The 19,587-nt window shown below is 45.0% G+C and carries 21 protein-coding genes, 2 tRNA genes and 1 pseudogene; 13 read left to right on the forward strand and 11 right to left on the reverse strand.

What is annotated here, in order from left to right:
* Nucleotides 1-28 precede the first annotated feature (28 nt).
* From BN1117_RS08570 to vapB, 5 genes are all read right to left on the reverse strand, one after another.
* On the reverse strand, nt 29-2,725 hold the full coding sequence (locus BN1117_RS08570; protein WP_040096550.1) for a DNA methyltransferase: 2,697 nt from the start codon (nt 2,723-2,725) through the stop codon (nt 29-31).
* 247 nt (nt 2,726-2,972) lie between these two features.
* The gene (locus tag BN1117_RS08575; RefSeq protein WP_040096552.1) at nt 2,973-4,925 is read right to left on the reverse strand and encodes a tetratricopeptide repeat protein; all 1,953 of its coding nucleotides are present in this window, start codon (nt 4,923-4,925) and stop codon (nt 2,973-2,975) included.
* A 110-nt stretch (nt 4,926-5,035) separates the two neighbouring features.
* Entirely contained in the window at nt 5,036-5,797 is a 762-nt protein-coding gene (locus BN1117_RS19415; RefSeq protein WP_156129932.1) for a hypothetical protein, read from the reverse strand.
* 5 nt (nt 5,798-5,802) lie between these two features.
* The gene (locus BN1117_RS08580; protein ID WP_040096553.1) at nt 5,803-6,102 is read right to left on the reverse strand and encodes a hypothetical protein; all 300 of its coding nucleotides are present in this window, start codon (nt 6,100-6,102) and stop codon (nt 5,803-5,805) included.
* A gap of 708 nt (nt 6,103-6,810) precedes the next feature.
* Nucleotides 6,811-7,065 carry a type II toxin-antitoxin system VapB family antitoxin gene (gene vapB / locus BN1117_RS19650; protein WP_335820830.1) on the reverse strand — a complete coding sequence of 85 codons (255 nt, stop codon included), beginning with the start codon at nt 7,063-7,065 and terminating at the stop codon, nt 6,811-6,813.
* A 105-nt stretch (nt 7,066-7,170) separates the two neighbouring features.
* On the opposite strand from vapB, the gene umuD reads away from it, so the two are divergent.
* Both umuD and umuC read left to right on the forward strand, forming a co-directional pair.
* Nucleotides 7,171-7,593 (forward strand): translesion error-prone DNA polymerase V autoproteolytic subunit, encoded by a 423-nt coding sequence (gene umuD, locus BN1117_RS08590; RefSeq protein ID WP_040096555.1) that lies wholly within the window; start codon nt 7,171-7,173, stop codon nt 7,591-7,593.
* A gap of 3 nt (nt 7,594-7,596) precedes the next feature.
* A complete protein-coding gene (gene umuC, locus BN1117_RS08595; protein ID WP_040096557.1) occupies nt 7,597-8,868 on the forward strand; it encodes a translesion error-prone DNA polymerase V subunit UmuC in 1,272 nt (423 codons plus the stop codon).
* Here umuC and BN1117_RS08600 read toward each other — a convergent pair.
* Nucleotides 8,851-9,258 carry a hypothetical protein gene (locus tag BN1117_RS08600; protein WP_040096559.1) on the reverse strand — a complete coding sequence of 136 codons (408 nt, stop codon included), beginning with the start codon at nt 9,256-9,258 and terminating at the stop codon, nt 8,851-8,853. The two genes, umuC and BN1117_RS08600, sit on opposite strands and share 18 nt — an antisense overlap.
* 225 nt (nt 9,259-9,483) lie before the next feature.
* On the opposite strand from BN1117_RS08600, the gene BN1117_RS08605 reads away from it, so the two are divergent.
* The 4 genes from BN1117_RS08605 to BN1117_RS08620 all read left to right on the forward strand — a co-directional run bounded on the left by BN1117_RS08605 (nt 9,484) and on the right by BN1117_RS08620 (nt 12,169).
* Nucleotides 9,484-9,969 carry a hypothetical protein gene (locus BN1117_RS08605; RefSeq protein WP_040096561.1) on the forward strand — a complete coding sequence of 162 codons (486 nt, stop codon included), beginning with the start codon at nt 9,484-9,486 and terminating at the stop codon, nt 9,967-9,969.
* 129 nt (nt 9,970-10,098) lie between these two features.
* On the forward strand, nt 10,099-10,884 hold the full coding sequence (locus BN1117_RS08610) for an SIR2 family NAD-dependent protein deacylase (protein WP_050070481.1): 786 nt from the start codon (nt 10,099-10,101) through the stop codon (nt 10,882-10,884).
* The gene (locus BN1117_RS08615; RefSeq protein ID WP_040096563.1) at nt 10,881-11,180 is read left to right on the forward strand and encodes a cyclic-phosphate processing receiver domain-containing protein; all 300 of its coding nucleotides are present in this window, start codon (nt 10,881-10,883) and stop codon (nt 11,178-11,180) included. The genes BN1117_RS08610 and BN1117_RS08615 overlap by 4 nt, the downstream gene beginning before the upstream one ends.
* Nucleotides 11,181-11,449: 269 nt before the next feature.
* Entirely contained in the window at nt 11,450-12,169 is a 720-nt protein-coding gene (locus BN1117_RS08620; RefSeq protein WP_040096565.1) for a hypothetical protein, read from the forward strand.
* A gap of 42 nt (nt 12,170-12,211) precedes the next feature.
* On the opposite strand, the gene BN1117_RS08625 is transcribed toward BN1117_RS08620, so the two are convergent.
* The 5 genes from BN1117_RS08625 to BN1117_RS08635 form a co-directional block, all read right to left on the reverse strand.
* Nucleotides 12,212-12,940 (reverse strand): hypothetical protein, encoded by a 729-nt coding sequence (locus tag BN1117_RS08625; RefSeq protein ID WP_040096567.1) that lies wholly within the window; start codon nt 12,938-12,940, stop codon nt 12,212-12,214.
* 22 nt (nt 12,941-12,962) lie between these two features.
* Complete coding sequence (locus BN1117_RS18980; RefSeq protein ID WP_167334822.1) at nt 12,963-14,228, reverse strand: relaxase/mobilization nuclease domain-containing protein; 1,266 nt, start codon at nt 14,226-14,228, stop codon at nt 12,963-12,965.
* An 89-nt stretch (nt 14,229-14,317) separates the two neighbouring features.
* The gene (locus BN1117_RS18985; protein ID WP_139474405.1) at nt 14,318-14,734 is read right to left on the reverse strand and encodes a hypothetical protein; all 417 of its coding nucleotides are present in this window, start codon (nt 14,732-14,734) and stop codon (nt 14,318-14,320) included.
* Between the two features lie 433 nt (nt 14,735-15,167).
* Nucleotides 15,168-15,467 (reverse strand): hypothetical protein, encoded by a 300-nt coding sequence (locus tag BN1117_RS18990; RefSeq protein WP_082032576.1) that lies wholly within the window; start codon nt 15,465-15,467, stop codon nt 15,168-15,170.
* 140 nt (nt 15,468-15,607) lie between these two features.
* Complete coding sequence (locus BN1117_RS08635) at nt 15,608-16,015, reverse strand: H-NS family histone-like protein (RefSeq protein ID WP_040096571.1); 408 nt, start codon at nt 16,013-16,015, stop codon at nt 15,608-15,610.
* A gap of 218 nt (nt 16,016-16,233) precedes the next feature.
* Between BN1117_RS08635 and BN1117_RS08640 the strand changes: the two genes are divergently transcribed.
* From BN1117_RS08640 to radC, 7 genes and pseudogenes are all read left to right on the forward strand, one after another.
* On the forward strand, nt 16,234-16,611 hold the full coding sequence (locus BN1117_RS08640; protein WP_040096573.1) for a hypothetical protein: 378 nt from the start codon (nt 16,234-16,236) through the stop codon (nt 16,609-16,611).
* A 296-nt stretch (nt 16,612-16,907) separates the two neighbouring features.
* On the forward strand, nt 16,908-17,183 hold the full coding sequence (locus BN1117_RS08645) for a hypothetical protein (protein ID WP_040096574.1): 276 nt from the start codon (nt 16,908-16,910) through the stop codon (nt 17,181-17,183).
* Nucleotides 17,184-17,871: 688 nt separating this feature from the next.
* A tRNA-Arg gene (locus BN1117_RS08650) sits at nt 17,872-17,948 on the forward strand.
* Nucleotides 17,949-18,055: 107 nt separating this feature from the next.
* Nucleotides 18,056-18,145: transfer RNA gene (locus tag BN1117_RS19420), tRNA-Arg, on the forward strand.
* Between the two features lie 209 nt (nt 18,146-18,354).
* Nucleotides 18,355-18,690 (forward strand): annotated as a pseudogene (locus tag BN1117_RS08655) (DUF932 domain-containing protein); the annotation flags it as partial.
* 39 nt (nt 18,691-18,729) lie between these two features.
* Nucleotides 18,730-18,987 (forward strand): hypothetical protein, encoded by a 258-nt coding sequence (locus tag BN1117_RS08660; RefSeq protein WP_040096576.1) that lies wholly within the window; start codon nt 18,730-18,732, stop codon nt 18,985-18,987.
* A gap of 110 nt (nt 18,988-19,097) precedes the next feature.
* A complete protein-coding gene (radC, locus tag BN1117_RS08665) occupies nt 19,098-19,583 on the forward strand; it encodes a RadC family protein (protein WP_040096577.1) in 486 nt (161 codons plus the stop codon).
* The last annotated feature ends 4 nt before the right edge of the window (nt 19,584-19,587 follow it).

The raw sequence follows: 19,587 nt of genomic DNA on the forward strand, positions 1-19,587 counted from the left end.
AACGCAGACCCTCAGCCTGCGTCATTGATCAATTTCCGACGAGAGCCTCGTAACGAGCCAAGAGGCAACTTAAACGGTCTGCCGCATCTTTGAATGGTCGATCGCGGTAAAGGCGATCAACCGCGCTGTCGAGCGCCTGATGGGCAGCCAATAGCTTGTCGGGCATGAGATCCGGGTCGTATAGCTTAGCCAGGGTGTCGCCAGTAAACTCTGCTCGCGTCAGCAAGACCTCTTCTGCTAAACGCTCTATTTCTTGGCGTTGGGCATCCCTGACTTCCGGCCAGGGGAATGGGTTGTAAACGACAGAGGATGAATAGCGATAATCACTTTTTAAACGCCCAGCAACCAAGCGCATCCAATCGTTGTGTAGCAATGAAGATAGGATACCAAATTCATACAGCGTGCCATTCGGTATTATGTAGTTCAGATTTGTTGAAATCACATCGGCATTGAAAAAGCCAAGTGGAACATAGGTTCTACGCTCAGAAGACACGCTAGGTACAAGAATATAATTTCCAGAACGAGGTTGACTAACCTGTATAAATAGATGTGGTGACTCTGCCATTTTTAATGCTGCCGGATGCCCAGCTTTTATCCTCAGCTTACGGATTTCATCAGTTCGTTTTCTAACCTCTGGCATTGCCAATAAATCATCTTCTGTTGCATCTACTAGCCATAGGCACCAGCGGTCTTTACCATTAAGAAATTCTGACGCGCCCAGAACTTTTCTAACCCACTTTTCAGATAGAGGTTCGCGAGCTATCAAATCATCTCGCTCTTCAGTGGTTAAAAATAAGTTTCCACCATCTGTCGGTTTATTTCCAAAAAGAAGTGATGGTACCCCATTAACCAGCGGTTTATTTGGTGTTCCGATAGCAACGTTACTGCCTTCCAGCAGGTATGGACTGATGTTTTTCACCTGTTTACAATGCCACTCTCCATTTATCCTCTGATAAAGTAAACGCTGTTTTTCTTGTACAGTTAATCCAATAACCACTACGTGTACGGCGGCTTTGTCACGAGCATTGTTTGCCCATGCAAATGTTGGATAAGCAAGTTGAATGTTCAAACCAAGCGAGAAAATGGCAGGCCACAGTGTTGAAACTTGCTCTCCTTGACATATTGAGTTTGTTGATACTAATGCCAGTTCCGCTTTTGATTGTTGAATATATTGAGCTCCTTTCCAAAACCAACAAGCCACATAGTCGAGATAGCCGAGAGCTTTGAATCCATCAAAAACTGCCTGCATATCTGCTTTTTGCTCTTCACTACGCCCCAGAGTGCCTAAGAAGGGTGGATTCCCGATGATGTAAACCTCATCCTCCCTCCCCTTTGGACATACCTGGTTCCAATCCAGCCGCAGGCTATTGCCACTGTGAATATTACCGCTTTCACGCAAAGGGAGTGCCGGGGGAGCAAAACCAAACTCCTGCTGCCACAGGCTGTTAAGCTGGTGCTCGGCCAGCCACAGCGACAGCCGGGCAATCTCACATGCAAAATCGTCGATTTCGATGCCGTAAAATTGCGACAGATGCAGCCCACTCATGGCAAATCCTTGCGGATCAACTTCCTCCAATGCCTTGATCACTGCCATCTCAAGCTTGCGTAGCTCCTTATAAGCCACGATCAAGAAGTTACCCGAGCCGCAGGCTGGGTCGAAAACCTTGATTTTGCCCAGCCGCACCAATAACGCTTGCAACCCTCTAGCACGTTTACTCGTTACAACCTGTAACTGTTTATCAAGTTCATCCTGCAACGAATCAAGAAACAGCGGCTGAATCACCTTCATGATATTGCTGTAAGAGGTATAGTGCTGGCCAAGACGACTGCGCTGTTCTACGTCGATGACGGCCTGGAACATACTGCCGAAGATGTCAGGATTGATCTCGCTCCAATCCATGGTGCCGCATTCAAGCAGGATCCGGCGGCCTTTCTTACCCAGTTCCGGGATGGGTTGATCTGACGAAAACAATCCGCCATTGACGTAGGGGAATGCCGTCAGATGCACAGGCAAATTTTGCCGCTTAGCACTGCCTGGTTCGCTGTTGAGCACCGTGAACAATTGATCGAGGAAGAAGTCCAGATCACGACCATCTTCCTCTGTGTAGCTCTGGATGGCAGAAGTAAACTGCCCTTTGGCAAAAATGCCGGTATCTTCGGCAAATAGGCAAAACAGCAAGCGAGTCAAAAAGACGTTCAGAGCGTGGATGTCAGCAGGCTGGCTAAGGTCATTTTGAGTGCGAATCAGGTCAAACAGCTTGCCCATTTTCTCGGCAGCTTTGACATCGGCCGGGTTTTCGCTTCTCATGATGGCTTTTTCCAGTCCGACCAGTGGCAGGAAGAAACCATAGTTGCTGTGCAGCTCCTCAAGCTCAATATCGAGCAACTCTTTGCTTAAAGTATCCCACGCCAGAAACCGGATAAAATCTGTGACCAACACAAATCGGATCTTGTGTTTAGCAATAGCAGGATCGCTTAAGCGAGCATCCAACAAGGCATTCAGGTCTGCTCTCTCTACTGTTGGCTGGAAGTAAAGCTTGTTCTTGAGCGCAACATGACCTGCTTCTTTTGCTAAATTTCTCGGGTCATCGCCATTGCGAATTCGTGAGACAGTGGCTTTGGGGAAACCGAACACTGTCAGAAAGCTGTATATAAATTCATCGACATCTAGCTCTTGAGTCAGTTGTTCGAGCTGTTCGAAAATTTTCGCCTGATTGACGGCCATTAGTGGTCCTAAGATGTTTGTTGATTATTTTTTGCCTAACCCTGACACTTCATCAATCACGTACAAAGTTGCCTTGAGTAAGCCACTTATACTCTATGGATGGAGACTGTAATGACAGGGCTCAAACAAATTCTCTATATCATAACTCTACTATTTAACTGGGAGTCAATCAACTACACACTAAAAATGGGCGTTAAGCTACACGCCCATTTATAAAACATCCTCAACACCCAATTTAAAATGGTAGTTAATACTGAATATGATAAAGAGCTTCATTTCTTATTTCATCATCAAAATTAGTAGGCATAGACAGAATCTCATCTAATACTGGGACAATCACGTTATCGTTGATATTTTTTCTAGCAATGTTGCCAACATTATCTAAAAACTCAGAAACAAGTGCCAGCAAACAACACTCACCAAGATCACTCATGATACTTTTTTTGTCTAAGATAGAAATCAACATATTTATCCCATCTTCATACTTCTCATTATCATTCAAATACATTTTTGCAAGTTGAAATGTTGCACCTAAATGGTTAGCATTACGAGAAGCTAACTCAAACAATTTAATTGCATCGTCCTTGTTCTTATCATGATGTAGTGCGATATAACCACGTCGATAGTTTATATCATCATCATAAAGACTCGGGAATTGACTAATATAGGAATCCATAATCTCTTTACATTTATGTATATCTGCATTTACTCCATCACCAATGTGATAGATGTATGCTAGACGACATAGGATTTCTGGGTCTCCAGAACCAATACATTGGTTATACCAAAATTCAGCTTTTTCAAGCTCTTGGGATACAGTAAGCCCCTTTGCATAGCGAGTTCCCAGTACAAATTGAGCCTTGCTATCACCTGATTTAGCTAGCGAAACAAGTTCATCTATAGTGCTATCATCTAAATGATGGCAATAATTAATTTCTGTGTAGTTTAACAAGTGATAATCTCGGACCCAATACATAAGGTGCGTCAATGCCGCCCGACAATTAGTATCACCATAACCTGCTCGATAGAGTTGCCAGTACAATTTTGCTAGTTGCAATTTTGCGCCTATTATTCCGTTTTCAGATGCGTACTCTAGATTATTTTTAATACTACCAATATCTCTAAGCAATATATCCTTATACTTTTCACATTCTTCTTTGTCATTCAGTAATGACTTGAGTTCGCAAAGTTCCTTCATAGACAGCAAATATTTTGCGGCAGGATAGTTTCCATACGCAGCAGAGGTAAGCATCTCCAGTCCATCACTACAGCTCGCATTTTCATTTAACAGTATGATGCTGGCCTTATATTTAGCTTCCATATTGCCTTTTTTTGCTGCTTCGAGATAATGCCCCCAATCTGGCCCTATTTCATATTCACGTCCTCCAATCTTGATGTTCTCAAACTGAGTATTATCAAGGTCGTATCCCAGCCAACAGTAGCACATGTCTCCAATTTTCACTTGCGCCTGAATATGCCCGGCATCTTTTGCTTTATTTAAAAACTCAAATGCCATATTGAGATCATGCTCTATCTTATATTTTTTGTAGCTTTTTAGATGCATTAATCCTAATTGATATAGCGCATCAATATTTCCCTGTTCGACTGAGAGTGTAAATAGCTGATTTGCATTTACATCAACCTCTGGCCCTTCATTTTTATTGACTAAATGAATGCCCATTTTCAATTGGGCCAGTGGATGGCCATTTTTTACTGCCAACTCAAGCCATTCAATTGATTTTTTCTCATAGCTTTTCTTGGCCGTTTTTTCACTTATCTTAAAACACAGTTGAGATAAGTTATACTGTGCGTTGCCATTTCCCTTTTCAGCTGATTTTGTATAACAATATTCAGCTTTATCGTCATCCTTAGGTATTAAAACCCCTTCGTCATAAATCCATCCTAGTGTAAAGTAGGACAGGGCACACCCACGATCCCCAGCTTTCCAAAAATACTTAATTGCTTTATTTATATTTTGAGTTACACCATGACCATGAAAATAGAGCATGCCAAGTTTTAAATTTGATTGAGGGTGGCCACGTAACGCTGCGATCTCATATGTTTTAATCGCTTTTAGAAAGTCAGCTTCTACGCCGATCCCAAATTCGTAAGAAATTGCCTCTAGATATATTGGCTCCATAGAGCGCTCATAACAATCAACTACTTTTTCAGTACCATTGCCGATCTTTATGAATGTCATTCCAACCTCCACGTATCCATTTAGTCAACTTGATCTCAATCTATCATCTTCAGAATTTTGTTTAATTACATTTAAGCATAAGTATGAGCTCTGTAACATTTATCCTAGATTTATAGCAGATCATCCACGCAACACATGCTCAATGAGCCTGGCAAGGCAGGGTTTCGCATCAAAGCCTTGCGCACATACTCATCACTATCAAAAAGTAACTCATTCATTTGTTCAGGTTTTAGTAGCGGATTACTCGCCGCTGACATACGGATTAAAGGACGGTCATCAGAAACAAATTGAATCAATATCCTGGATGGCAATACACGATTAGCGGCTGCCGCAGCCAAAACTCTTATATCATCGTGGTTTGTCCGCTCAAGCAATTTTATCAATAACACTTGAGAAACCTTCGGGTTACCAGCAATACCGAAACGGACATCTTCTGCTTCATCCAGAGATAACGCGTTTAATACGGATAAGGGGGTTGAGGGATTACGAGCCACATTTGCACGGACATGTCTATCAGCATCTGTGGACAATGAATTGAGTACTATTGTGGGGGTTAACGGATGTCTAGCTACGGCAACTCTCTGTACAACATTAGTATGAGTCGATAATTCACTGAGAGTGCCAGGTTGAATGACAGTACTGCTGATAGCTAATTCACTCACATCCTCGTCATCATCGTGAGCTAGTCGAGTAATGGCCTCAATAGGAGTTGCAGGATTTCCAGCGACGTAGTAACGAACACATGAATCATCGTCCATGGATAGCTTGTTTAACTGCTCAGGCGTAGTCAATGGATCTCGAGCTGCCACTATCCGCTCTTCATCTGTTAGTGGTTCCATTTCCAATGAATAATTTTTGAGGTATACATTCATATCAACTATTCCATAGTTGTATTATTGTTTGCAGAAAAATCATCCTGATAGACCTCTACCAACTCATGTTTACTAATAGCAGGGACTTGCATATTACTAAATACGATTTCTCCTGAGTCAGCATTGCGTATGAATTTCCAATCGTTAAACCCTATTGTTGAGTCATCAATATAATATGGCCATTGTTCACCGATATTATCACCAAGCCAGATTAGTGCTGATACCCGATCAGCCATACTTTCTAATGAGAACCCCAACATACACATAGTTCTCTGAATTAACGAATGCAGTGAAATTCTTTCCATTGTTACTTCCATGATACAGATAGGTCTTTGTTGTGGAGCTACGGCTATAAGACCTTATGAAATGGAAACGAAAGATGCTAGTACAGTTTTCGTCAGCCAGTGTTGAGGTTGCTCCTATGCAGGGACACAGCCATGATGGTGCTCGACATGTGCCAGGTAGTCCGTGGATTGCAACAAGTGGAACACCCCATTTGACAAGTTCCTGGTGGAATACTTGGCCAGATAACTAACTGGATCAGATGCACCACGCCAGTGGTGCAACATAGAAAATTGCTATCGAGCTATCCTGTCTACCTGGGAGAGCCAGCGCCGAAAGATCTATGGACAATCCTCGCTATGCGAGAATGATGTAGCCACATCGTTACCTGTTAGGTGAGAGGGGTGCGCTTTATCTATATATATAAAAACAATCCCTCTCAGCTGTGCACCTCAGCTCTAGTGCCACCAAAACACCTTCAACGAATGGTCCAATGGAAACCACGGGTAGATAACTGGATCACATGCACCACGACCAGTGGTGCAACCTAGAAAAAATGGCTACTGAGCTATCCTGCCTGGGGGGCGAGTACCGACAGATCTATGAACAATCCTCGCTACGCGAGAATGATAGCCATAGCTATTCACCTTTTCAGGTGAGAGGGATACGCTTTATCTATATATATAAAAACAATCCCTCTCAGCTACGCAACTCAGTTACCCTGCTGGACCTCAGAGTTTCTCTCGCTCCTGGGCGGTTGGCTGCTCACGTTCGGCCATGAAGTCGGTGCTCATAGAGGGCTCATCAAACCACCTATCCCAGGACTCACCTACAGGTGTGATTATGCGAGTACGACCAACCACGACGATCTCAACATGCGTGACCTCATCTGGCAGGGCCACTGCCTCGGGCAGGTAAACCCCCTGGCCACGACCACACTTAAAAACTGTTGATTCCATCACGCGTCCTATGAAGCCAGATACCATGTGAACCGAACATAGCTAATGGGCCCGGTATGTCAACTGACAACGGATGCACACGTTATGCAATACGGCTATACTGTATATAAAAACAGTAACCAGTGAGCCACCATGTTCGCCATCCCACATCCAACCCCGGACGCTCTAGAGCTGCCGCTTTTTCTGTCCCCTGTAGTTTGCGGCTTTCCTAGCCCAGCACAGGACTATATTGAGCAAACCATAGATCTGAACCAGATCTGCATTGAGCACCCCGCAGCAACGTACTATGTCAGGGCCAGTGGCCAAAGCATGGTGGAAAAGGGCATCAATGACGGGGATCTTTTGATCGTCGATAGAGCGCTCAAGGCCCGCCACGGCGCTATCGTTCTAGCCTGCCTTGATGGAGAATTCACTGTCAAACAGCTGCAAGAACGCCCGTTCCCTGCCCTGCTACCCGCCAATCCAGATTTCCAGCCCATCCATCTATTGGACGGGCAAGAACTAGAGATTTTTGGCGTCGTAACCTATGTACTCCACAAGACCAAACTGGGGTAAACCATGCCCAACGCCATTGCCCTCGTCGATGTGAACAACTTCTATGCGTCCTGCGAGCGTCTGTTTAGGCCAGACTTCAAGGGGCGCCCGATCGTGGTGCTATCGAACAACGACGGCTGCGTTGTGGCTCGCTCGGCAGAAGCCAAGGCGCTTGGCATCAAGATGGGTGTTCCCTACTTCCAGATCCGTCAGTTCTTCGAGGCCGTAGGCGGTGTTTGGTTCTCGAGCAACTACGCCCTCTATGGTGATATGTCACAGCGCGTAATGACCACGCTGGAAGGCATGGTGCCAACTGTCGAGGTGTACAGTGTTGATGAGGCGTTTGTTGAACTGAACGAATCCTGGGCGGGAGACCTAACAGCATATGGTCGTCAGATCCGTGAACGAATACAGCAATGGACTGGACTCACAGTCGGCGTCGGGATCGGGCCAACCAAAACACTCGCCAAGCTGGCAAACTACGCCGCGAAGAAGTGGCCTGCGACTGGTGGAGTGGTTGATTTGCGTGATGAGGCACGTCGAGCGCGTTTGATGGCTATCACTCCGGTCGGGGAAATATGGGGAATAGGTAGAAAACTGACCACCAGGCTCGAAGCGCACGGGATCAATAGTGTGGCGGACCTAGTCGCTGTCGATGGTAAAAACCTACGGCATCGTTATGGGGTCGTTGTTGAGCGAACCGTGCTAGAGCTACGCGGCTATCCATGCGCCAGCCTGGAGCAGGACACACAAGCCAAACAGCAGATCATCTGCTCCCGATCATTCGGTGAACGGATCACACACATGAATTCCATGCATCAAGCACTCGCAGGATATATGGAACGTGCAGCTGAAAAACTCCGGGCAGAAGGAATGTGCTGTCGCCATGTCACCCTATTCATTCGTACCAGTCCCTTCAATGACAAAGAGCCCTACTACGGCAACCACGTGAGCACCACGCTGGCTGTGCCTACCAACGATACCAGGGAGCTGCTGGGAGTGATCCACTCACTGCTCTCTCATATCTGGCGGGATGGGCACCGCTACCAAAAAGGGGGCGTGATGCTAGCCGACTTTACTCCTATCGGCAGCCAACAGGGAGATTTGTTCGACCATCATCAACATAAGCCCCGCAGCCAGGACCTAATGCAGATGATCGACCGAATCAACCAGGGACGATTAGGAAAAATTCATTTTGGATCTTGTGGGAGAGACAACAGTGATTGGATTATGAGGCGTGAAAAACTCAGTCCCCGCTATACCACGGCATTAGACGAATTACCCATTGCAAAGTGACAACCCGGATTTGCACTCAGCAAGGCGCTCTTGCGCCATCATCAATTCGCAACCGGTGATTCGGTCAACGCCTTTCACGTCACGCATTGGTGGTTTAATCACATGTCCGTTGAGCATTCCAGTTAGCATCCACTGCCGCAGTTGGCCCAATGAGAGCCCCAATTGCCTGGCAGCATCCACCATTCGCCATGACTGCTTAAATTGCAGATCGTCGGACACAGGGTCAAAGTTTCCAGCCTGCAATTTTAACAAAGCCCGGTGAGCAAGGGTCTCTGCCATTGGACCGAACCGCGCTTCGCTATAGGTGACTTTCTGCCCTAAGTAGCTTGCCTGCCACAGGCCACGAGATGGTTGAACTGTAACGCTGCCGGAACCAAATGGTTTACTCATTACACACTCTATCCTCTATAAAGGCCCAGTATGAGGCGGGGATTGCCTCAAAATACAACCCGAGTCGCTCAGTATATACATTCCAAATCCTGCATAAAACACACGCTAGTGCACGAAAAATTCTGTGCACCCACTGGGCTTCCACTACTCAAACATTATTTCAAGGCTTCTAAACCTTCCTTACACGAGTGTGCTTTGCGCTAAATAATGTGTGAGTAAGCAACCATGATTTCCACAAGAAAAGTCCTGCAAATCCATCGTTTCGTCAGTCGTGCCATTGATCAACCCCCCTCCATGACCACCCAGGGTATGGTTCAAATCTTGGACTGGACCATCATGCGCGTGCAGCAAAACCAAATCCGGGAGGAGGCCTATCCCTGTATCTTTGCCAGAGGGGCTGAACTGTTTTATCTGATTAGTTCAATCCGACCGTTTAGGCGATACAACCAGTTAACCGCTTTGTGTGTTGTCGACTGGTGTGTCCGACAACATGGCTTTGGCCTCAAAGATCTGCATCTGGATGAACAGCGGGTCATAACGGAGCGCATAAGACGCGATTACCGGGAACCGGTTTTGCAGGCAAGTGACCATTTTGCTCAGGAGTACCGCTACTGGTTTTTCATGCATAGCGAGCCCATCAGTAAACAAAGTGCCAGGTCTGCTAGTGCAATTACATCCATTAGTCGCAGCTTGTTTGATCTCAACTGGTAACTGCCGCTCCCCTCATTCTTACCTCGATGAGGTGAGCAGAAACATAGCAATGAGGTGTGACCCCAACCGCCCTGGTTCAGAAACAAATCAATCGGGTGGACTGATCGTGCCATAACGAAAGGTGGTCGTATGCAACCAATAGCTTCCCGTGCTCGAAGACATCAGCGCCGTCATAGAGAAAAAAAAGTACAAGCCGCGATAACGGGCCAACACTACCATCCCACAATCCTCTTCTTTACCGGGGCGGGTTTGTCAGCGGAAAGCGGTGTGCCCACGTTTAGAAGTGAAGGTATTTGGCGTAATCATAAGAACTGGCGCTATTCCCACGCTAGTAGCATGAGTACGGATCTGGCTGGCTTCTTGGACTTTCACAACAAACGGCGTCAAACCATGTTAGAAGCCGCCCCCTCACAAGCGCATTATCTGATAGCCCTGCTACAACAGAAATGTACTGTTAGGGTCATAACCCAAAATATTGATGACTTACATGAGAGAGCAGGTAGCCGTGATGTCCTTCATCTGCATGGTTCAATCCAGTTTTTGGTCCCCATCGGTTTCCGTAGCAAAAAATATCGCCAGCCTTGGCATGAAGATGTGAAGGTCGGTGATCGCAGCCCATCCACTGGCTCACAATTGCGTCCAGATATCGTGCTGTTTGGTGAAAAGATTTATGAATATCAACAAGCTCGTCGCTGGCTCTGCGAGGCTGATACCGTAGTAGTTGTCGGCACCAGTTTGCTTGTTGAGCCTGCGAGCTCTCTGTTACAAAACATCAACCCTGGCGCATGTGTCTACTACATCGATCCCGATCTTGGTTTGTCATCCAGACTACCGTTTCCCGGTGAGCTGATTGTTGATGGGGCCAGTCGCGGGATTGCTCAAGTATTGGAACTGAACCTGGAGAGAATGGCATGAAATTATATCTGGATGATGAAAGAAAAACTCCGGTAGGGTGGGTTCGCGTATTTTGGCCGGACGAGGCAATTGCATGGCTAAAAACAGAGATGGTGACTGAAATTAGTCTTGACCATGACCTAGGTGATGATGATAGAGGAACCGGCTACGACGTTATTCTCTGGATAGAAAATGAGGTAATGACAAATAACTTCATCCCTCCCCAAATTAATATTCATTCAGCAAATGTCTCCGCAAGAATAAAAATGGAACTGGGCATTATGGCCATAAATGGCTTTTTAGGGAATTCAACATGACAAGTCCAGAGCTGTGGCTAAACTCCAGAGATAGTAAATCATGTCACTATGTATAAAGCCCTCTGGAACTTGGGGAGGAATTGATATCTGCAATGAACTTTCAACAGTTAAAAGCCCCCCCTGAAAAATAAAAAGGCTTCTAAAATCGACAAGTACGAGTAATGAGATTTTCCTTTTAAAACATAAATGGTAAAAACGCTATCTTGTTGACTTTTATTTAATTCAGAATGACAATCTAACTTCCACTTTGACGATGTAATGGACAATGTATGAGTACGGATATCAATTTCTTGTGTAAAGAGAGTCTGTTTGCGTTCATCCAAAACAAATATGATAACTTAAAGAATGATATGGGGTGGGACCTGCTTTTCTGTAGGTATGAGAACATGCTATCCCCTCAGTATCCTGTCGCATTCTTTGGTATAAATCCAGGTGGTGGACCATGTGATACCAACGCAATTTCAGTGGAGTCTGAATGTGCATACTACAGTGAACCTTGGAAGGGCTGCGAGGAGGGTGAAGCACCGCTACAACAGCAGATGAGAGCCTTATATACAATGATTGGCGATGAACTGGGTGTATCATACAAGCAGCTCATGGATGGCTCTCTGATGACAAACTATATTCCTGCCCGCTCACGAAATTGGCATTCATTAAAAGGAAAGGATGAATGGCTTGAACATGCACGTCAAATATGGGGTGAGCGTATAACACAGGTCCACTGTAAACTCTATATCGCGATTTCGAAAATCGTATTTGATGAACTGGATAGCCATTTAACCAAGCATGGTTTCCAGATGGTTGATAAAATCAATGAACAGATTGGCTGGGGGAGAGTCAGATACCAAATTCAGCGTTACGAAAGGGGGGATCAAGTTTCCTTGCTTGTACGCCTCCCTCATTTGTCAACATACAAAATATTTAGTCGTCCAGCATGTCAACCTGCAATGGATATAATTAAGCGTGAGATCTCTAAAGCTCTTATATGACGACTTGCTTCATTAGAGAATCGAAGCCAAAAATGACACCGGTCAAACCGGTGTCATATCTATACTTCTTTTTTTCGTACATGGAAATTTTTTAGCTCGTGTCAAATTTTTATATTTATCTTTAGCTTTATTTCGAGAGGCACTTTCTAACTTACTCTGTTTCATATCCATGCCTTCAGTGCAAAAGTAAAAAAGAACTCTCTCAGCACAATATAGGTCACATTTCTCTTTTTCTGAGAAAGGTACTTTTTCATTGCTTCTTTTCAGGGCATATAATAGCAGATCAAGTATCTCAGATAGACATCCTTTCTTACGAAAACGCTCCACTTTCTCATACTCTCTTTCATACTCATCCTTCTCTACGCTACATTCCTCAACCATAGGAATAGCATCAATAATCACACCAATAAACTCACCGACTTTCCGACCCGGTATAAAACCATAGCAATCACTATACTGCTCATCGTCGCCTTTACTACGCTTAATCACAGGAGAACCACCAAGGAACCCACGCCTCATATTTTCCATATAAGCATACTGGACCAGTCGTTGCTGCTCTTGGACCCAAAGCCTTGCATTTTTTACGTCAGCCTCGGTTAACTCTTTTATAAGGGAAAAATCAGAATTCACATCAACTGTACCTAGGTGAACATTTACAGCCCTATACCTACGAACACATTTACCTGAACTGAGCTCCAGCTCTTCCAGTACACTCACGGTTTTGCTAAATGATACTGTTCTAAGATTTGCATTCAACCTCATGTTAGCCATGCCACACCTCTCATTATTATTGTTATTTTATGTTTTTTTCTTTGGTTTGTTCGTGTGATATGGGATCCCCATACCAATCAGCAATCCATTCATTGTTAGTAAAAATTTCATTTTTTAGTTTGTCTCTGTCTAAGAAAAACATGTTTGGCTTATCAATAGTATCTTTTTCTGAGTTGATATCCTGGACATATCCATCAGGAATCAATGCGTTTGATCCTACATGAACGCTCTCCAGCCCTTTCCTAAAAATTGTAGCCAAAACGCCTTCCAACAGTGCTCGTGCATTTGATATAAAACTATCCGATGGTTCTTCGATTGATAGCAAAACAAAATCCAATCTTAGAAGCCGGAAAAAGAATGACGATGTACCATATGTTTTTTTATCCACAAATGACTGCACTGTTCTTTTAATCTTGGCATATTGTTTTTTAGTACAACGAATCAATGCAGTAAACGGTATCACTCTAAGAACGCTTAATTCATTTAATTCATTTGAAACACCCAAGTTCAGACTGTAATCATCTCGTCTAGGTGAATATTCAATACCTTGCTCGATCAGATTAAACCAAGTAGCCCGTGACTTTTTAACTTTCGTCCCTGATATCCATCGCTGACCATCTATACTGTAACAGATCCCCTGTGGCTCACGATTATCAACTCTCCACGGCTTGACCATTACATTATGCTCACGCAACCCAGTGACAAATTCCGTCATGTTGTTCGGCTGGTTTTTAAAAACCACGTCCATTGCATCCCTAATTATACAGGCGGGATCATGCATAGCATGAAAGCTCCCTCTACCACGGCCATTTTTAATATTGACTATGCTATACTCATGACCGAAATTTGCTTCAGGACTTTTACAGTTCGCCAATCCCAATTCAATTTCTATTTTTCGAGCAGCGTCAACTCCCCGAGCATAGTCGTTACTATCATCAACTAAGGTTCTGTCAAGTTTTACTCTACATGCCACAACATGTACATGTAGAGAGCTTGTATCGCGGTGTATAACAGATGTCCATCGAGTATCGCTACCATATCCCAATTCACTCATTAGCAGCCTAGCTGCAACTAGACATTGATATGGCGTTAATGATTCATCAGGGCTCAATGATAGTGAATAATGTGCACATAGTTGGTTTCCTGTGCCTACATACAATGATGCCTGCATATTCAACTCCATGAGTAGTGGCCCGATGTCATAATCAGAGACCTCACCTCTTTTATTCAATGTAATATTTGGTCTATTAATTACACCACCACCGAGATGATAAACCTGTGATGGCATGGATTTTCGTTTCCTACCAATATGTATAGCTCGGTAAATATAAGACAGTCTGTACTGGAAGTTTTGGCCGAACCTGTGTTTTTCAAAATTCATTTCAACTTCACTCCAATCAGAGCTTTTTCAATTCCTATAAACAGAGAATTTATAGATGAGAAAGCCTGCATCACTGGAGAGTTATCACTACTGTCAGTAATAAATTTATAAACGTCACTACCGACTTCAGCTTGTCTAATCAACAAAATGATTTGATTTAAATTCGATGATATATTGTATACCCCCTCGAGCAATCTCACACGATCATCATATGAAAAATCTGGTGAGATATTACTGTCTGGTTCCCTGAGAGCCAAAAACCGAATCAGGCTAGACTTTTTGGGAATGCCATAGGTTTTACTATGCTTAGTTAAAACACGTTGCTCAGCTTCATTAAATGAGATTCGGAGTATTAAGCTGCGTTTTTCGCCAGCTGATTTTTGGGGTCTACCTGAGCGTGGTTTTATGTTCATTGCGTGCACCTTTATAATAATTATTAGTAGTGTTATGCGTTTTATTTTCAAACCAACCTCTTTAATAGACATTAAAACATAGCTGGTTTAGCGTTTTTTCAAAAAATATACAATAAATTTATACGAAGTCACATTCAGAATGTGAGCTAAATTATTCGGTGATATTTAATGCTCACTCTAATTATAGTATTGCAAACACTAAATATAATATCAACAATTTTTTGAGCTAAATTATTAATTTAACGACTAACGTTATCTATGGCATTGGCGAAAGTTAATATTTAAAATATGAAACTAACTAGACTTACATGGTGAATTTAATTTTCTTCCGTGAAGTTAAAACTATGACATTGGCTGATTAAAGTCATATAAAAAGGCATGCTCTCATCCTATGACAGACATACCTTTTCTAGATATAGCCGAACCAATGATGTCATATAAGCTCAAGGCTATGAGATAAAAGCTTCCCAAATGATTGATCATCAACATAACCCGCATGATCATTTCTACGCATATTTTTTATCTGACTCAGCACAGTAAAAAAGCACTCCTCACATAGATGCACCTCATATGCCGTACCATCATGTTTCGAACCATAACCCCATTTTGCAGTCAGGGCTCCAAACTGAGGATTATACAAATTTGGGTTCATATGTGGGGTTGTGCTTTTATGGCATACGTCACACTGAATATCAGCTATAATCTCAACCTCTTTTGTGGTCATTATTTTCATCGAAAACTCGCTATACATGTAGAGTAATGGACAGATAGCATGAAAAAAAATGTCTCATGCCACCCTAAACAAAATTTATTATAGTCGAATGAATAAAAAAGCAGCCTTACGGCTGCTTTCAATACCACTATAATTGTGGATTAGATCAGATAATCCTCTAAGGACTTTCCGCTAGCAACGCCCTCAGCGATGGCTTTCGGCATACGGCCCTGGCCAGTCCAGGTTTTTTCCTGGCCATCTTCGTGATACTTGTACTTTGCGGGACGCGGCGCACGCTTGGCCTTTTCCTTTCCTTCAGCTTTCGACGGAGCTGCACTGCCAACCAGTTCGCTGGGGTCAATCCCTGCGTTTTTCAACATCTCGCTGAACTCTGCCAGCTTACGCAGACGTTCGGCGTTTTCTTCCTGATATCGAAGCTCAGCAGCTTCACGCTCTGCAAACACCTCATCAATTTTTGTCTTAATCTCGATCAGTTGTTCGAATGGTAGTTCACGCAGAGCGGCCCGGAGACTACGAATGTTCAACAGTGTTTTGATAAAATCGTTCATGGATATCACGCCTAAAAAGTTATTTGTTTATCGCCTAGCATTATCACCTAGCTGAAGTTTGGTGCCAATATTTATCATCAAAATAATTGATTTTTATATAGCCACATAGTGAGGTTATGCGTAACCGCTCAACATCGATCTAACTTGAGTTAAGACCCCACAGGTTCCATTAGTTACTGCTAGACTGGTTTATTCATACTGACAGCAGAGATCTTGTGATGACTCAACTCATTCTACTAATCGTTGCCCTCAGTACTCATGGGAGATCCCATGAGATTGCATATGAGGTTTGTGATGAATTTATTGATGATGCAGTTCGGTATTCAGAAATGGACACTATGTATCTAACAACACTGCGCTCACAGGTTATGGCTGCAAAAGATCTAGCTTTTTTTGAAAGGTTGTTTTCGACGACATCAGACAAATTGCTCCGTGCCTATTCTGCCCATAGCATCGAACAGGCTCGTGAAATGGCTTTTCGCGATACACGGCAGTGGGAGCTGTTGTTACTGGATATCGGTATTAAAATGCATGGACGACCCGCTAGCGAGTTATGGAGCTCGTATTATCTGGCTTGCCGAGAGACACTGTTGTAATACCATCACTATCTAAGATGCCCCCTCGCTCGGGGCGGTTGTAGCTCTACAATCGCAGACCCACACCATCAAGCAACGAATTATCGGTTTTATGCATAGCCCACAACTACTGGTACAGCTGCTGGCGGCATAGCCGCAGCAAACACAAAAAAGCTCCATTGGAGCCCGTGCATAGACACCTCAGCCCACACAGGTGATACTGATCATATTTATATTGCTCGGAACTTAGCCACTTACGTTCAGCGCAAAATGACTTTGTCAGGACCCAGTCCATCGAGTGTTCTTTTGAGGTAGCCATGGCACGAACCCTTGACGAAATATTGACCATAGAAATACCCGACGTTGTCACTCAGGCCAGGGAAAAAGCAGATCTAATGCGACTTGAGATTCATCTCACCCAACTGCGTGAAATGCTGGCCCAGGCTGGCACCGACCCCATGATTTGCGATCAAGATCCATCAATACAGGACATTACACTGATGGAGCTTAAACGCTGGGTCGAGGCTGCTGGGGGAAAACTACAGCTCAATGTTGAAATGCCAAACGGATCTCAGATCTCGTTTACCGTTTAACGAGAAATCCATCTCTGCACACCGTAGCAATTATCGGCGGACAACAAGCAGGACTGCGCCATGATGCTCGATAGCCCAAACAGCTACAGGTATCGTGAAATAGAACTCTGACCCTGGCCAACTTTATTCGACTACGTTGGCGGGTGCCGAAAACCTATATGTAGTGGTCTAATCATCCCGGACACCATTTTAGGTGGTACAGTCGCCACCATGACCTGAGGTGTTCAATGACAAGATTACGTCGCTCATTTACTGCCGGATGTCAGCACTTTCCAGCAAATTCGCATTATCGGTATCGTGAAATGGAAACCAGCCCATCCAGTGATGGCGATTGTCAGCTGACAACGGGCTGATCTGCACCAGAGAACCCGCTGGCCGGAACTGCTACAGGTATCGTGAAATGGAAACTCGCCCATCCAGTGACGACGATTGTTAGCTGACAACGGTCTCGGTGGCAGCTGGCGATCCAATTATCGATATCATGAATGGCAAAAAGGGCAATAGATAAGTCTCGATGAGGTCAGATTGGAGTAAGCAATCGAGGACTAAAAATCATTTTTAGCTGTGTAGTGGCTCCCTACCAAATAATCTGAACAACAAGCACCCAATCAGGCTAAAAAAGAATCTTTCCGACAGCAAAACTACTCAGCTGTTTCTTTTTATTAGTATTTTTATATAATGCGCGCACGTCCCAGTGGCACAGCTGGATAGCGCGCGCCCCTCCTAAGGGCGAGGTCGCAGGTTCGAATCCTGCCTGGGACGCCATCTCGTAACCTCATTTCACCACCCAATAATGCATTTTCGCATGCGTTGCAAGCATTATTTTGCGCTATTTTAGCGCTATTCAAATCCAAAAATGCACTTAACCGATTGTTTTTTAACGATATTTTTTATTTAAAAGCTCTTATAACCATCCCCTCCTAAGGGACAGGCCACTGGTTCGACTCCAGTCGGGAGCGCCATATAAAACAAGGGGTTGGCATCATCACGATGCCAACCCCTTGGTCGTTTTTGGCCTGGGGTACCACACGGGGTACCACAGCGCGCATTCCATAGCTAGAAACTAGAGAGGCAAATAAGTCTCATTTGAATTAATTTCAGATATATATAATCTCCATGAACCTACCCAAGGGACTGCTCTGTGCAGTCCCTTTTTCATTGGAGATTTCTCATGGCTCACCTGATCGACACCATGGCCTACACCGGCCAAACCCCTTGGCATGGCCTTGGCAATGTCTTGCCCCCGCAACAATCTCTCGATATCTGGCTGCAGGCAGCCGGGATGGATTGGACCATCGAGCAGAGCGACGTGATGTTTAACGTCGCCTCCGATGCACTGCATATCCGTCCCTACAGCGATAGCAAGGTGCTGTATCGCTCCGATACCCTCACCCCTCTGTCGGTGGTCTAAAGCCGCTACAACGTGGTACAGCCTCACGAGGTGCTGCACTTCTATCAAGACCTGGTAGAAGCCGGTGGCTTTGAGCTAGAGACCGCGGGCTCGCTCGGGTAGAGAGTGACCCCATTCAGCAACAGGAGCATAAGGATGATTAACACCGTGATCGCCATCGAGCTGGAGGCTTATCTTGAGCACAACGGTCAGATTGAAGCAGTGCATGACCAAGGCCAGCCGGTGGCTGGTAACGCCCTCTACCTACGCTATGAAAACGAACGGGGTGACAGACTGGCGCAATGGCTGTGCGATCACCCGGATCACCGCTGGCTAACCCAGTTCGGCACCCTACTAGCCACCAGTTACCACATTCCGCTGCACGACTACACCCCGCACACCCTGGCGGCCTGAACACAGCCAACCAAGCCTGCGGTCTCCCCCATTCAGTAACCCATTAACCAACTACTTCGCCTACCCTGCCGCACCCCACGTGGTGGGGCGATGGCGTATGGAGCACCATCATGTTGCATCACAAACTGATCGCCGGGGAGCAACCCGGCACCTACCGGGTGACTGACCTTGTCACCGACGATGACCTGCTCACCATCGCCCAAGCTGTTGCCCGGCAGAAACTGGCCAAGGGAGAAGCTATTACCGATAAACACTTGGCACAGACCCTGTTGCAGAGCAGAGAGCATGAAATATTTGCCATGCTGTTCTTGGACAACCAGCATCGGATCCTGGCATATGAGGAGCTGTTTCGCGGCACTCTGAGCAGTGCCTCCGTTTACCCAAGGGAAGCCGTCAAACGGGCGCTTGCGCTCAATGCTGCGGCTCTGATGCTGGTGCATAACCACCCCTCCGGCCACCCGGAACCCAGCCGGGCAGATATCGAGATCACCCAGCGATTGCAAAGCGCATTGGCACTGGTCGATATCCGCACTCTGGATCATTTAGTGGTTGCAACAGAGGGAATTGTGTCGCTAGCAGAACGGGGGCTACTATGAACCT

Source organism: Aeromonas australiensis (assembly GCF_000819725.1).
In the GTDB taxonomy this organism is placed as follows: domain Bacteria; phylum Pseudomonadota; class Gammaproteobacteria; order Enterobacterales; family Aeromonadaceae; genus Aeromonas; species Aeromonas australiensis.